The organism is Barrientosiimonas endolithica (assembly GCF_030296655.1).
Taxonomy (GTDB): Bacteria; Actinomycetota; Actinomycetes; order Actinomycetales; family Dermatophilaceae; genus Barrientosiimonas; species Barrientosiimonas humi.
Genome location: NZ_AP027735.1, coordinates 3,655,888 through 3,669,516, shown reverse-complemented (window position 1 = coordinate 3,669,516; position 13,629 = coordinate 3,655,888). Strand labels below are relative to the sequence as shown.

The window sequence follows — 13,629 nt, the reverse complement described above, 5'->3', positions numbered from 1 at the left end:
CTGGTACTTGTCGAAGTACTCGCTGACGACCTGGCCGGACCGCAGCGTGAACTCCCCGGACACCCGGCTGGCGGCGTCGACGTCGCGGGCCAGCGCTGCACGTTCACTCACGGGTCCCGATTCTCCCTGGTCGCTGCGAGCCGCCCTCGACCCCCTGCCACCATGTGACCCATGGCACACAGCGACGTGACGGCCGACGGTGACGCCTGGACCCCAGCGGTGGCGGTGGTCGGGGCGGGCGCGATGGGCACCGGCATCGCCCAGGTCGCCGCGCAGACCGGCTGCGAGGTGACGCTGGTCGACGTGGCCCCGGGGGCGGCCGACCGGGCGCGCGAGTCGCTGCGGGCGGTGTGGGCGCGCCAGGTGGACAAGGGCCGGATGAGCGCCGCCGAGGCCGACGCCGCCCTCGCCCGCGTGCGCACGGCCGCCGGCGTCGAGCAGCTGCCGTCGGTCGACCTGGTGATCGAGGCGGCCCGCGAGGACCTCGCGACCAAGCGCGAGCTGTTCGCGACGCTCGCCGCCACCCAGTCGCCGGACACGGTGCTCGCGACCAACACCTCCAGCCTCAGCACCACCGACATCGCCGAGGGGCTGCCGCAGCCGCACCGGCTGGTCGGGCTGCACTTCTTCAACCCGCCGCCGCTGATGAAGCTGGTCGAGGTCGTGCGCGGCGAGCACAACGCGACGGCTGACGGCGAGGCGCTGCTGGCGCGGTGCACCGACCTGATGCGCGCCTGGGGCAAGACGCCCGTGACCTGTTCTGCCACACCGGGATTCATCGTCAACCGGGTGGCGCGGCCGTTCTACGGCGAGGGCCAGCGGATGGTCGCCGACGGCACCATCGACCCCGCCACCCTCGACTACGCCCTGACCCGCGAGGGCTTCCGGCTCGGCCCGATGGCGCTCACCGACCTCATCGGCCAGGACGTCAACCTCGCGGTCGGCGAGTCAGTCTGGGAGCAGACCGGGCGCGACCCGCGCTACGAACCGACCGAGTGGCAGCGCGGCCTGGTCGCCGAGGGCCGGCTCGGCCGCAAGGCCGGCCGGGGCGTCTTCGAGTACGACCCGGCCGGCTCCCCGCTCGGCGCCGAGCCGGACGAGCGCCGGGCCGCCGAGCTGACCGCCCCCGACGCGCCCGTCGAGACCGACCCGGTCGCGCGCACGCTGGCGATGCTGGTCAACGAGGCCGTCGACCTCGTGGCCCGCGGCGAGGCGAGCGCCGCCGACGTCGACACCGCGATGCGGCTCGGCACGAACTACCCCCGCGGCCCGATCGAGTGGGGGCGCGAGATCGGGTTCGACACCGTGCACGCCCAGCTGGTCGAGCTCGACGCGCACTTCCCGGGTGGCCGTTACCGCCCGAGCCCCGCGCTCACCGACGGCAGCCTCGACGGGGCCGACGAGCGCGACGGCGCGGCGCAGGAGCACGAAGCGGCGCAGGAGCCGGCATGACCGACCTGGGTCACGTGGAGCAGATGTGGGCCTCCGACGATGCCTCGCGCCGGCTCGGCATCACGCTCGAGGAGGTCGGGGTCGACGCCGACGGGCGCGGGTTCGCCCGCACCCGCATGGCGGTCGCCGAGCCGATGGTCAACGGGCACGACATCACCCACGGCGGCTTCGTGTTCACCCTGGCCGACTCGACGTTCGCGCTCACCTGCAACGCCTCCGGCCGGCTGACCGTCGCGGCCGGTGCCGACATCGTGTTCGTCACCTCGACCCGGCTCGGCGACGTGCTGCTGGCCGAGGGCCGGGAGCGGGCGACCTACGGCCGCAGCGGAGTCACCGACGTCACCGTCACCCGCGAGGCCGACGGGGCGCTCGTGGCGGAGTTCCGCGGGCGCTCGCGCGCCCTGCCCCCGAGGAAGGACGCCTGAGCATGGCCGGTCTGCCGCCCGTCAGCGACGGGAGCGAGCTGCTCGACGAGGCCGAGCGCTGGTCGCTCGACCAGCTGCGCGCCGAGCAGCTGGTGCGGCTGCAGTGGTCGCTGCAGCATGCGTACGACAACGTCCCGCACTATCGAAAGGCGTTCGACGACAAGGGGTTTCACCCGCGCGACGTCAAGACGCTCGACGACCTGCGGCACGCGCCGACCACGCAGAAGAGCGACCTGCGCGACAACTACCCGTTCGGGATGTTCGCGGTGCCGCGCGAGCAGGTGGTGCGGGTGCACGCGTCCAGCGGCACGACCGGCAAGCCGACGGTGGTGGGCTACACCCGCGACGACATCGACACCTGGGCCGGGCTCATGGCACGGTCGCTGCGGGCGGCGGGGGTGCGGCCCGGCGACGTGGTGCACGTGGCCTACGGGTACGGCCTGTTCACCGGCGGGCTCGGCGCTCACTACGGCGTCGAGCGGCTCGGCTGCACCGCCGTCCCGATGTCGGGCGGGCAGACCGAGCGGCAGATCCAGCTGATCCACGACTTCGGTGCGCGGGCGATCATGGTGACGCCGTCGTACTTCCTGTCCCTGCTCGACGAGATGCAGGCACAGGGCATCGACCCGGCCGAATCTCCTTTGGAGATAGGGGTTTTCGGCGCCGAGCCGTGGACGCCGGCGATGCGGGCGGAGATCGAGCAGCGCGGCGGCATGCACGCGACCGACATCTACGGGCTGTCCGAGGTGATGGGGCCGGGGGTCGCGCAGGAGGCGGTCGAGACCAAGGACGGGTTGCACGTCTGGGAGGACCACTTCCTGCCCGAGATCGTCGACCCGCTGACCGGCGACCCGGTGCCCGACGGGGAGCCGGGCGAGCTGGTCTTCACCTCGCTCACCAAGCAGGCGATGCCGGTCGTGCGCTACCGGACGCGCGACCTCACCCGGCTGCTGCCCGGCACCGCGCGCCCGGCGATGCGGCGGATGGAGAAGGTCACCGGCCGCTCCGACGACCTGATGATCGTGCGCGGCGTCAACGTGTTCCCGACCCAGATCGAGGAGCTGGTGCTGGCGCTGCCCGGGCTGACCGCGTACTTCCAGTGCGTGCTCACCCGGCCCGGCCGGCTCGACGAGCTCACCGTGCGCGCCGAGGCCGAGCCGCACGTCACCGCCGAGCGGCGCAGCGAGCTGGGCCGCACGCTGGCCGATCAGATCAAGACCCGCATCGGCACCAGCGCCCGCGTCGAGGTCGTCGGCGAGGGCGGCATCGAGCGCTCGGTCGGCAAGGCGCGCCGGATCGTCGACCAGCGTGAGCGGTGAGGGGCGGGGTCTCGATACGGCTCCGCAGGCTCCGCCCACTCGATCAGCTGGGGTTCGGCCGCAGGAACCGGCGCCGCCGCACCGGCGTCGGAGGCAGGACTTCACCCGCCCGTCCGTCGGGCGTCCCCCGGGAGGAACCGATGACCCGCTCGCACGCCCGCTTCGCCACCGTGATGGCGCTGACCCTCACGACCGCGACCGCGCTGTCGGCCTGCCAGGAGGACTCCGGCCCGACCGTGCCGCGCTCGTCGTCGTCCAGCGCGACCAGCTCGGCCGGCACCGCGCCGGGTGCGCAGGCCCCGGCGCCGCAGCGGCCGATGGCCGACCTGAGTCGCTACGTCGGGCAGCAGGTCAGCTGGAGCGAGGACACCTGCCCCTCGAGCATGCGGGTCGTCACCGCCCTCTCGGACAAGACGACCTGCGCGCGCATCACCGCACCGAAGGACTACTTCGACCCCGGCAAGGGCGACATCACGCTGATGGTGGCGCGCACCAAGAGCGACAACCCCGACGCGCGCGTGCTGTTCACCAACCCCGGCGGCCCGGGCGCGCCGGCGGCCCGCTTCTCGGCCGTGGTCGCCAAGCTGTCGCCGCTGGCGCAGACCCACGACGTGATCGGCGTCGACCCGCGCGGCACCGGCGACTCGACGTCGGTCAGCTGCGACCCGCCGCGCACCGGCGTCGACGACAACCGCAACCTCACGCCTGCTCAGGTCACGACCGTGCAGTCGCGGGTGAAGAAGAGCGTCACCGACTGCGTCGCCAAGCACGGCGGCCTGCTGCCGTTCCTCACCTCCGACAACACCGCCCGTGACCACGACCTGGTGCGCCGCATCCTCGGCGCCGGCACGGTCGACTACTACGGCGTCTCGGCCGGCACCTGGCTCGGCAGTCGTTACGCCACCTTGTTCCCGAAGCAGGTCGGGCGGTTCGTGCTCGACAGCAACACCGAGTTCACCGCCCCGTTCGCGAAGACCTTCGGCAACCAGCCGATGGCCTTCCAGCGGCGGTGGGACCAGCAGTTCCTGCCGTGGGCGGCCCGGCACGACGCGACGTACGGCCTGGGCACCGACAACCGCGCGGTCAACGGCGTCTACGAGAAGGTGCGCAAGGCCGCCGGTGAGGGCCGCCTCGACGTGTTCACCCCGTCCCTGATCGACAACGTGCTCGCGTCGGAGATGTACGGCGACCCCGGCTTCGTCTCGGCGGCGACGCTGCTGGGCCTGCTGGACAAGGCGACCGACGGCGACCCGGACGCGCTGCGCCAGGCCAAGCGGTCGCTGATGTCCAGCGGCGGCGACGGCTACACCGACTACCGCGAGAGCACGACCTTCATGGCCGTCACGTGCAACGACACCCCGTGGAACAAGCAGCCGCTGACGTACGCCGCGAACGCGTTCAACCTCGGCAAGAAGTACCCCCTCACCGGGTACGACGTCGTCGAGAACCGTTGCGCCTACTGGCCGTACACCGCCCCGCAGACCAAGGTCGACGTCAGCAAGGCCCCGCCGATGATGATGGTGCAGACCGAGCTCGACCCGGCGACGTCGTACGAGAACGCCATGAGCGCGCACCGCGCGTCGCCCTCGACCCGGATGCTCGTGGTCGACAACCAGGGCGACCACGGCGCCGTCGTCGGCAGCAAGAACGCCTGCGTCACCACCGCGGCGTACGACTTCCTCACCAAGGGCAAGCTCATCGCCCAGGACTCGGTGTGCCCGGCGGTGCCGCTGCCCGACGACAGCCAGGTCTTCGAGGTCGGGTCGAAGGCGCAGGGCCCGCAGCTGCCGACCGCCGACGGCTACGCCCGGCAGAAGCCGAACCTGGCGCAGCAGGTGATCGACCTGCTGCTGCGGATCCTGGCCGAAGCCACCCACCCGCAGCGATAGAGGGTCTACCGTTCACCCGTGCTGACTCGCCTCCGGCGGGGAGGACTCGGGGGCAGGCAGCAGTCACGGCGCTCTTCGGACTCACCTTCGGTTATCTCACGCTGCGGTCGTTCCTGGGGGTTGACCTGGCCGACGGCAGCTACCCGCTCGTGCTCTCGCGGCGGGTGGCGCACGGAGCGATGCCGCTGGCCGACGAGCAGGGCCTGCACGTCTTCGGTTCGCTTCCCGCGGCGCCGTTCGTGCTGGTGTGGGAGGCCGCCTTCGGCAGCACCGGGCTGATCCTGGCCACCCGCCTGTTCACGGTCGCGTGGATCGCCGTCGTCGTGCTTGTGTGCCAGCGGGCGCTGACGCCGACGCTGCCGCCGCTCCCGGTCGCCGCGGGGCTGTGCGGAGTGACGCTTGCCCTGCCCTACGCCGTGATCGGCACGACCTACAACACGGTCGCGATGTTCGGGCTGCTGCTGGCCACCTGCGCTGGGTTTGCGGCAGTGCACGCGCGACCGCGCGGGTGGTTGCCGACCGCGGCGGTGGCTGCGCCCGTCGCATCGATCGCCTTCCCAGGGGTGACGCCCGGAGCGGTCTGCCTGCTGCTCGCGCTTCTCGTGGTGCTGCGCCGGCAGGGGGCGAGCTGGGCGCAGATCGGTCGCAACCTAGCCCTCCCCGCCGCGCTCGTCGTCGTGGCGCTGCTCGTCTTCCTCACCGTCGGACCAGGGTGGGACCAGGTCGAGCAGTCGGTGGCGGACCAGCGCACGGCCCGACCGGCCACCGGAGGGCTGGGCAGCGTCCTCGACCTCTTCTCGTCCTGGCTCGGGGGCTACCTCACCAAGCCGGGCAAGCTACCGCTGGCCCTGCTTGCTGCGGCCGCCGCCGCCGTCCTTCCCTGGCGGCAGGCCGCGGCGGCGGCCGCGCTGGCCGCGGCGGGCCTGCTGCTGTGGTTCGCGAGCGCCCAGCCCGGCGCCAACATGCTGGACATCGACGACGGCACCTACCCCGGGGCGATGGGGGTGCTGGCGTCGGTGGTACTGCTGCCGATCGCAGTGCGCTGCGCGTGGCGCGATGCCGCAACCCGACAGCTGCTCCTGCTCAGCGCGGTGACGCTGCCGAGCCTGCTCGGGGTGCAGGCCATGACGGCTTCCGGGTTCACCTTCGGCGCGATCGTGGCGGGCGGGGCACCGTTCGCGCTCGCGGTCTTCGTCGCGTTCGCGCAGTTCCTGAGCCGTCCGGACCTCGGCCGCGGTTGGCAGGTGGGTCTGCTGGCTCCCGCGCTCATCACGGGTGCGTGCCTGACGGCCGTCGTCTTCAACGAGGGAACGACGTTCCAGCAGCGCAACCTGGTCACGAGCGGCCCGGCTGCCGGGCTGTGGGTGTCGGACAGCTCCGTCACCCGGATCCGGGCGGTCGAGACGCTGGCCGACCGCTGCCCGGCCGAGGCGCGCGCCCTCGTGGTCGGCGCTCCGGGTGGATACCTGTGGCTGCCGGCCCGCAGCGCCGCGATGGGCTCGTGGCTGGGCAACGACGCGGTCCAGTCCATCCCCGTCGAGCGTCAGCTGGCGCGGCGCCCGACCTGCATCCTGGCCGCCCGGGCGGCTGCGGACCCCGACTGGACCGCGGCCGACCAGGCGGTGCTGGACCGCCTGGCGGTGGGGATGCGACCCGTCGGCCGCCCTGTCTTCCTCCACACCTCACCCACGCTGGGCGACATCTACGTGCAGGTCTACGCCGCGGGTCAGGCGTCCTCGGGGCGCTGAGTCATCAGCTCGTCCAGGAAGCCGTCGACCTCGACCATGTCGTAGCCGGGGCGCAAGCTCGTGGAGCTGAACACCGCACCCTGGATGTCGGGCAGGCGCTGGCCGTGCGCCATCGCGACGAGCACCGAGTCGAGCAGGTCGTCGACCTCGTCGACGCCGTAGCCACCACGCTTGGTGCGGAACCGCTTCTCGCGCACCCAGTCCATCTGCGCCTGCGTCCAGCGCAGCGGCGTCGGCCCGCGCGCCGCCCGCGGCTCGGGGGCGGGCGCGGGAGCGCCCGTCCAGTCGGCCCGCCAGCCCTGGAGCAGGGTGACCAGCTCGCGCACGTCCGCGCGGGCGTACCCCTGACCGATCGTGCGCGTGGGGAGGGCGAACTGGGTGGCGTCGGGGATCTGCCGGCCCGCCCGCATGCAGGCGACGACGTTGCCGATCAGCAGGTCGACGTCGGACTCGACGTGCCCACCGCGCTCGGTGCGAAAGCGCAGGTTGGCCAGCCGGTCGAGGTGATGGGTCGTCCACTCCACGGCGCCCAGCATGACAGCGGGCGCCGGACGCGGGTCAGCCGGTCAGACGCAGTTGGCGAACGTCGGGACCGACATGATGATGTCGTCGTTCGCCTGGGAGGTCTTGGCGCTGATGATGACCTGGTACTGCAGCTGCATCGACGTCGACGTGGCCGTGAACGACGTCGCGGTGTAGGTCGCGCCGCCGGGCGAGGTGCCGAGGCCGGTGCTCGAACGGGTCGCGCGACTGAGCACCGTCGTGCCGTCCACGATCACCCGCGCGGTGGCGCCGGTGCTCTGGCTGGCGACGCCGTTGCCGTAGCCCCAGCTGATCGGGATGCGCATCGAGTACGACCGCTCGACGATGAGGTTCGAGATCGTCGTGGTCGTCGTGAAGGTCAGCGTCGATGAGCTGGATCCGTTGTCGCGGTAGACCGTCCACTGGGTGCCGGTCGAGTTCCAGGAGTAGGCGCCCGTCGAGGCCGGGCCGAGAGTGCCGCTGTACGTCAGCGACCAGTCGCTGCCGCCCGGCACGGTGGGGCACGGGAGGGGCGAGGCAGCCGTGGCGGGGGCGGCCGACGCCAGCGCGATCGTGGGGATCGCCCAGGCGGCGCCCTTCACGACGGTGGCGCGGGAGGGGGTGGACATGCGTGATCAACTTCCTGACGGCGTACGGCTCCGTGGACGCAACGAGACCGCTGCCGAGCGGCATTCCGGATCTGCCGAGAGTGCGACGAGGGACACACAGCCCCACCTCTAGGGTGTGCGCATGCGCGTTCTCGTCTCCGGCGGAGCCGGTTACATCGGTTCCCACACCGTCCTGGCGCTGCTCGGCGCGGGGCACGACGTCGTCGTGGTCGACGACTTCTCCAACAGCAAGCCGACGGTCGTCAACCGGCTGGAGTCGTTGTCCGGCAAGCACATTCCGCTGCACGGCATCGACCTCACCGACCGCGACAAGACCGACCAGATCTTCTCCGAGACCGAGGTCGACGCGGTCGTGCACTTCGCCGGGCTCAAGGCCGTCGGCGAGAGCGTCGAGAAGCCGCTGGAGTACTACGAGAACAACCTCGACTCGACCTTCTCCCTCGTGCGCGCGATGCGGCGGCACGGGGTGGGCAACCTGGTCTTCTCCTCCTCGGCGACGGTGTACGGCCCCAACGCGCCGCTGCCCTACAGCGAGGAGTGGTGGCCGCTGGAGTCGAGCAACCCCTACGGCTGGACCAAGGTCTTCAACGAGCAGGTGCTGCGCGACGTCGCGGCGACGACGCCCGGCATGAAGGTGGCGCTGCTGCGCTACTTCAACCCGATCGGTGCGCACCCCTCGGGCCAGATCGGCGAGGACCCCAGCGGCATCCCGAACAACCTGGTGCCCTACATCGCACAGGTCGCGGTGGGGCGGCGCGACCTGCTGAAGGTCTACGGCGACGACTACGACACCCCCGACGGCACCTGCCTGCGCGACTACATCCACGTCGAGGACCTCGCCGCCGGTCACCTTGCCGCGCTGGAACACCTTGCGCGACAAGAGGACTCGGCCCGTGCCTACAACCTCGGGACCGGCCAGGGCACCTCGGTGATGGAGGTGCTCCGCGCCTTCGAGCGGGCGGTCGGCCACGACCTGCCGCACGAGATCGCGCCGCGCCGGGCGGGAGACCTGCCGGCGACGTACGCCGACCCCACGCGCGCCGAGCGCGAGCTCGGCTGGAAGGCCACCAAGACCATCGACGACATGTGCGTCGACACCTGGCGCTGGCAGTCCGCCAACCCCCACGGCTACCCCGACGCCTGACGATCAAGCTGGGCCGTAATCAAGCCGGTCGAGTAGGCCGAGCCGCAATCAAGCCGGTCGAGTAGGCCGAGCCGCAATCAAGCCGGTCGAGTAGGCCGAGCCGCTAGGCGAGGCCGTATCGAGACCCGGTCACAATCACCGAAACCGCTTGCGCGACAAGGCTGGCAGATCGTCGAAGCGCCCCTCGACAAGAGCTCGCCGCTTGGCCTTGCTCCACCCTTGGACCTTCTTCTCCATGGCGTACGCCTCCGCGACGTTGTCGAACTCGTGCGCCCACACAAGCTCCACGGGCATCCGCTTGGCGGTGTAAGCGCTTCCTTTCCCGTCGCGTGCTGGCGCATTCGCAGGTCGAGGTTGCGGGTGCTTCCGACGTAGAACGAACCGTCGCCGCACAAGAGGATGTAGACCCACGCCATGGTCAGAATGTTCGCCGCCCCGTCGTGGAGGACCAGCCGTGCGCGCATCGCTGTGGATCAAGCTTGGGTCTTCGGCAGCGGTGTGGATAGCTGCAACGTTTGCGGTCTCGATACGGCCTCGCCTAGCGGCTCGGCCTACTCGACCACCTTGGGGAGCCTGCCAGACCGACCACCTTGGGCGACCGGGTCGCCTCTTGTGTGCGGTGACCGAGAAGCACCGGGAGGCGTGAGTACGCCTGTGGTGACGTCGGACTCGCGAGTCGCCGATGGCGTACATCGCCAGAGTGGTCACCAACTAACAACGGGTCGGTTGCAAGTGACCAGTCTGTTAGTTCGCGACCAGTCTGAGAGATTCTGGCCAGTCTGGGCGGGGTCGGTCCTGACCCGACCCCACGATCTCGACACGACCGCACGTTGTTGACACAAACGGCTGCTACAGCACGCACGTCTGTCAACAACGCCGGTCCGTGTCAACAACGTCGGGCTCTGTCAGCAACGTCACCACCGTGCGCCGCCAGACCGACCCGACCACGGGCCGACTCCCGCCTCCCGGCGCCTTTCGGTGACCCAAGACCGAGGCGACGGGCCTTGGGAAGCCCGCGAGACCAACCACCTCGGCCGACCGGTCACATCTCCTCGGGTGCGCTGATCCCGAGGAGCGACAAGCCGTCGACCAGCACGCGCAGGGTGAGGGCGCACAGGGCGAGGCGGCTGGCCTTGACCTCGGCCGGCTCGGCCTTGAGCACCGGGCACTGCTCGTAGAACCCGGTGAACGCCTGGGCCAGGTCGAACAGGTAGGCCGCGAGCCGGTGCGGCTCGAGGGACTCGCCGACCTCCGCGACGACCTTGCCGTAGTCGAGCAGGCGCAGGGCCAGGGTGCGCTCGGCCGGCTCGGTGAGCACGATCGGGCCGGGGGTCTCGGCCGCGTCGGCGCGGCGCAGGATCGAGCGGATCCGGGCGGCGGCGTACTGCAGGTAGGGGCCGGTGTTGCCGGTGAGCGCGACCATCCGGTCCAGGTCGAAGACGTACTCGCTGTCGTGCGAGACGGACAGGTCGGCGTACTTGATCGCGCCCACGCCCACGGCCTCGGCGATGCTCGCGCGCTGCTGCTCGTCGAGGTCGGGCCGTGACTCGGCGACGACCGTGCCGGCCTTCTCGATGGCTGCGTCGACCAGCGACTGCAGCGAGACCAGGTCACCGGAGCGGGTGCGCAGGATCTTGCCGTCGGTGCCGAGCACGTTGCCGATCTGCACGTGCAGCGGCTCGGTCTTGTCGCGCAGCCAGCCGGCCTTGCGCGTCGCGGCCCACACCATGCGGAAGTGCAGGTTCTGCGGGGCGCCGACGACGTAGATCACCCGGTCGGCGTCGAGGTCGAGCGAGCGGTGCCGCAGCGCCGCGATGTCGGTCGTGGCGTAGCCGTAGCCGCCGTCGGACTTGCGCACGATCACCGGCAACGGCTGCCCGTCGCGCCCGGTGAACCCGTCGAGGAAGACGCACAGCGCACCGTCGCTGATCTCGGCGACGCCGGTGCGCTCGAGGTCCTCGCAGATCGGCCCCAGCTCGTCGTTGTAGCGCGACTCCCCGTCGAGGTCGGCGTCGGTCAGCGTGACGCCGAGCTCGGTGTAGACCCGGTTGAAGTACGCCTTCGACCGGTCGAGCAACCGCTCCCAGATGCGGAGCGTGTCGGGGTCGCCGCTCTGCAGCAGGGTGACCCGCTTGCGGGCGCGCGCCGCGAACGAGTCGGGCGCCGAATCGTCTTTGCTGGCCTTGTACTTCGCGTTCGCAGCCTTGTAGAACTCGTTGGGGTCGGTCTCCAGCAGCGCCGCCTCCTCGGAGGCCTCGCCGACCTCGAGCAGGTGCTCCACGAGCATCCCGAACGGCGTGCCCCAGTCGCCGATGTGGTTCTGCCGGACGACCCGGTGGCCGAGCCGCTCGAGGGTGCGCGCGAGCGAGTCGCCGACCACGGTCGTGCGCAGGTGGCCGACGTGCATCTCCTTCGCCACGTTGGGCGAGGAGTAGTCCAGCGGGATGACCTGCGCCGGCGGGGTGGGTACGCCCACGCGGTCGTCGGCGAGCAGGTCCTGGGCGGCGTCCGCGACCCAGCTGTCGGCGAGGGTGACGTTGACGAAGCCCGGGCCGGCCACCTCGAGGTCGGTCGCGAGGTCGTCGATGCCCTGCTCGCGCAGCGCGTCCACGATCGCCTGGGCGACCTCGCGCGGCGGCCTGCCGGCCCGCTTGGCCAGGGCCATCGCGGCGTTGATCTGGAGGTCGGCGGCCGGGGCGGGCACGGCCTGCTGGCCCTTCTTGGGCTTGAGCGTGAACGGACGGATCACCGGGTCGGCCCCTTCGAACTCATCGCCCAGGGCGGCGACGATGGCGGCCTGGACACGAGGGGCGAGGGCGGACGCGGGATCGGTCATGCGCCAAGGGTAGAAGGACGGCGTGGTCTCGATACGCCGGCTCGTCCCTCGCCGGCTACTCGACCAGCTCTACTCCGCTCGTCCCTCGCCGGCTACTCGACCAGCTCTACGGGCGGTTTCCGCGAACGAGTTGTCTCCTACACGACGTAGGAGTACCGTCCACTACGTCATGTAGTAGCAACCGCTCGTCCCAGGAGCAGCCCGGTGGGAAACCTCGATCTGGCGCGGTGGCAGTTCGCCATCACGACCGTCTATCACTTCCTGTTCGTACCCATCACGATCGGGATGTCGGCGTTCGTCGCGGCGTTCCACACGGCGTACCTGCGCACCCGCAAGCCGGAGTACATGCGGCTGTCGAAGTTCTACGGGAAGCTGTTCACCATCAACTTCGCCCTCGGGCTGGTGACCGGCATCGTGCAGGAGTTCCAGTTCGGGATGAACTGGTCGAACTACTCCCGCTTCGTGGGTGACATCTTCGGCGCCCCGCTCGCGCTCGAGGCCCTCCTGGCGTTCTTCCTGGAGTCGACGTTCCTCGGGTTGTGGCTGTTCGGCTGGGGCCGCATCCCCGAGAAGCTGCACAACGCGTGCATCTGGATCGTGCACATCGGCACGCTGCTGTCGGCCTACTTCATCCTGGCCGCCAACTCGTTCATGCAGAACCCGGTCGGCTGGCGGTTCAACCCCGAGACCAACCGCGCCGAGCTGACCGACTTCGTGGCGGTGCTGCTCAACAAGGTGCAGCTGGTCGCCTTCCCGCACGTCGTCACCGCGTGCTTCATGGTCGGCGGCGCGATCGTCATGTCGGTCGCCCTGTTCATGATGCGCCGGCACCGTCGCTCCGAGGAGCGCACCGAGGACATCCCGATGTACCGCAAGGCCGTGAAGGCCGGCGCCGTCGTCACCCTGATCGCCGGCATCGGCGTCGCCATCACCGGCGACCTGCAGGGCAAGGTCATGACCGAGGTGCAGCCGATGAAGATGGCCGCCGCCGAGGCGCTGTACGACACCCCGCCCGACGGGCAGTGCGCCAACTTCTCGGTGCTGAGCATCGGCACGCTCGACGGCTCCGAGGCCAAGGAGATCGTCGAGGTCCCGTGCCTGCTGAGCTTCCTCGGCACCGGCTCGTTCGACGGCAAGGTCGAGGGCATCCGCGACCTGGAGGCGGCCTACCAGGAGAAGTACAAGGCCAACCCGGTCACCTACTCGGCGAGCTACGTCCCGAACATCCCGGTGTCGTACTGGAACTTCCGGTTCATGATCGGGGCCGGCGTCGCCGCCGCCGCCATCGCCGCGCTCGCGCTGTTCTCGATCCGCAAGAACCGGGTGCCCATGCAGCGCTGGTGGGGCCCGCTGCTGGTCATCGCGCCGCTGGCCGCGGTGTTCGGCAACAGCTTCGGCTGGATCTTCACCGAGATGGGCCGGCAGCCGTGGGTGGTGTTCGGCGTCTACACCACCGCGCAGGGCGTCTCTCCGAGCGTCACGTCCAGCGACATCATCATCTCGATGACCGTGTACACCCTGCTGTACGCCGCACTCGCCGTCGTCGAGGTCCGCCTGTTCATGAGGTACGTCCGCAAGGGCGCCGAACCGTACGAGCCCGTCACGCAGCACGAGGGCGAAGACCAGCTCTCGTTCTCCTACTGACACGCGAAAAGGACTGACACC

The 13,629-nt window shown here is 70.7% G+C and carries 11 protein-coding genes and 1 pseudogene; 7 read left to right on the top strand and 5 right to left on the bottom strand.

The annotated features are described in order from the left end of the window. The first annotated feature begins 171 nt into the window (after positions 1–171). The 5 genes from QUE40_RS18570 to QUE40_RS18550 all read left to right on the top strand — a co-directional run bounded on the left by QUE40_RS18570 (position 172) and on the right by QUE40_RS18550 (position 6,833). The gene (locus QUE40_RS18570) at positions 172–1,452 is read left to right on the top strand and encodes a 3-hydroxyacyl-CoA dehydrogenase NAD-binding domain-containing protein (RefSeq protein WP_289231928.1); all 1,281 of its coding nucleotides are present in this window, start codon (positions 172–174) and stop codon (positions 1,450–1,452) included. Beyond that, positions 1,449–1,877 carry a hotdog fold thioesterase gene (locus QUE40_RS18565; RefSeq protein WP_289231927.1) on the top strand — a complete coding sequence of 143 codons (429 nt, stop codon included), beginning with the start codon at positions 1,449–1,451 and terminating at the stop codon, positions 1,875–1,877. The genes QUE40_RS18570 and QUE40_RS18565 overlap by 4 nt, the downstream gene beginning before the upstream one ends. A gap of 2 nt (positions 1,878–1,879) precedes the next feature. Then, the gene (gene paaK / locus QUE40_RS18560; RefSeq protein ID WP_289231926.1) at positions 1,880–3,196 is read left to right on the top strand and encodes a phenylacetate--CoA ligase PaaK; all 1,317 of its coding nucleotides are present in this window, start codon (positions 1,880–1,882) and stop codon (positions 3,194–3,196) included. 140 nt (positions 3,197–3,336) lie between these two features. Beyond that, positions 3,337–5,085, top strand: coding sequence for an alpha/beta hydrolase (locus QUE40_RS18555; protein ID WP_289231925.1), 1,749 nt, complete (start codon positions 3,337–3,339; stop codon positions 5,083–5,085). A 179-nt stretch (positions 5,086–5,264) separates the two neighbouring features. Then, positions 5,265–6,833 carry a hypothetical protein gene (locus tag QUE40_RS18550; RefSeq protein WP_289231924.1) on the top strand — a complete coding sequence of 523 codons (1,569 nt, stop codon included), beginning with the start codon at positions 5,265–5,267 and terminating at the stop codon, positions 6,831–6,833. Here the strand turns inward: QUE40_RS18550 and QUE40_RS18545 are convergent. Both QUE40_RS18545 and QUE40_RS18540 read right to left on the bottom strand, forming a co-directional pair. Further along, positions 6,812–7,357 carry a DivIVA domain-containing protein gene (locus tag QUE40_RS18545; RefSeq protein WP_170206949.1) on the bottom strand — a complete coding sequence of 182 codons (546 nt, stop codon included), beginning with the start codon at positions 7,355–7,357 and terminating at the stop codon, positions 6,812–6,814. The genes QUE40_RS18550 and QUE40_RS18545 overlap by 22 nt on opposite strands. 42 nt (positions 7,358–7,399) lie before the next feature. Continuing rightward, on the bottom strand, positions 7,400–7,984 hold the full coding sequence (locus QUE40_RS18540; protein ID WP_289231923.1) for a hypothetical protein: 585 nt from the start codon (positions 7,982–7,984) through the stop codon (positions 7,400–7,402). A 121-nt stretch (positions 7,985–8,105) separates the two neighbouring features. Here QUE40_RS18540 and galE point away from each other — a divergent pair, with 121 nt between their 5' ends. Beyond that, a complete protein-coding gene (gene galE / locus QUE40_RS18535) occupies positions 8,106–9,128 on the top strand; it encodes a UDP-glucose 4-epimerase GalE (protein ID WP_142007669.1) in 1,023 nt (340 codons plus the stop codon). A 135-nt stretch (positions 9,129–9,263) separates the two neighbouring features. Here galE and QUE40_RS18530 read toward each other — a convergent pair whose 3' ends face one another. The 3 genes and pseudogenes from QUE40_RS18530 to argS all read right to left on the bottom strand — a co-directional run bounded on the left by QUE40_RS18530 (position 9,264) and on the right by argS (position 11,964). Beyond that, complete coding sequence (locus QUE40_RS18530) at positions 9,264–9,422, bottom strand: hypothetical protein (protein WP_289233141.1); 159 nt, start codon at positions 9,420–9,422, stop codon at positions 9,264–9,266. Positions 9,423–9,487: 65 nt separating this feature from the next. Then, positions 9,488–9,544: pseudogene (locus QUE40_RS18525) on the bottom strand (GIY-YIG nuclease family protein); the annotation flags it as partial. Between the two features lie 626 nt (positions 9,545–10,170). Beyond that, complete coding sequence (gene argS, locus QUE40_RS18520) at positions 10,171–11,964, bottom strand: arginine--tRNA ligase (protein ID WP_289231922.1); 1,794 nt, start codon at positions 11,962–11,964, stop codon at positions 10,171–10,173. Positions 11,965–12,168: 204 nt separating this feature from the next. On the opposite strand from argS, the gene QUE40_RS18515 reads away from it, so the two are divergent. Beyond that, positions 12,169–13,608 (top strand): cytochrome ubiquinol oxidase subunit I, encoded by a 1,440-nt coding sequence (locus QUE40_RS18515; protein WP_289231921.1) that lies wholly within the window; start codon positions 12,169–12,171, stop codon positions 13,606–13,608. Positions 13,609–13,629: the final 21 nt, after the last annotated feature.

Coding starts and splice junctions, on each gene's coding strand:
- QUE40_RS18570 (WP_289231928.1), top strand. CDS start 172: ATGGCACACAGCGACGTGACGGCCGACGGTGACGCCTGGACCCCAGCG.
- QUE40_RS18565 (WP_289231927.1), top strand. CDS start 1,449: ATGACCGACCTGGGTCACGTGGAGCAGATGTGGGCCTCCGACGATGCC.
- paaK (WP_289231926.1), top strand. CDS start 1,880: ATGGCCGGTCTGCCGCCCGTCAGCGACGGGAGCGAGCTGCTCGACGAG.
- QUE40_RS18555 (WP_289231925.1), top strand. CDS start 3,337: ATGACCCGCTCGCACGCCCGCTTCGCCACCGTGATGGCGCTGACCCTC.
- QUE40_RS18550 (WP_289231924.1), top strand. CDS start 5,265: ATGCCGCTGGCCGACGAGCAGGGCCTGCACGTCTTCGGTTCGCTTCCC.
- QUE40_RS18540 (WP_289231923.1), bottom strand. CDS start 7,984: ATGTCCACCCCCTCCCGCGCCACCGTCGTGAAGGGCGCCGCCTGGGCG.
- galE (WP_142007669.1), top strand. CDS start 8,106: ATGCGCGTTCTCGTCTCCGGCGGAGCCGGTTACATCGGTTCCCACACC.
- QUE40_RS18530 (WP_289233141.1), bottom strand. CDS start 9,422: ATGCCCGTGGAGCTTGTGTGGGCGCACGAGTTCGACAACGTCGCGGAG.
- argS (WP_289231922.1), bottom strand. CDS start 11,964: ATGACCGATCCCGCGTCCGCCCTCGCCCCTCGTGTCCAGGCCGCCATC.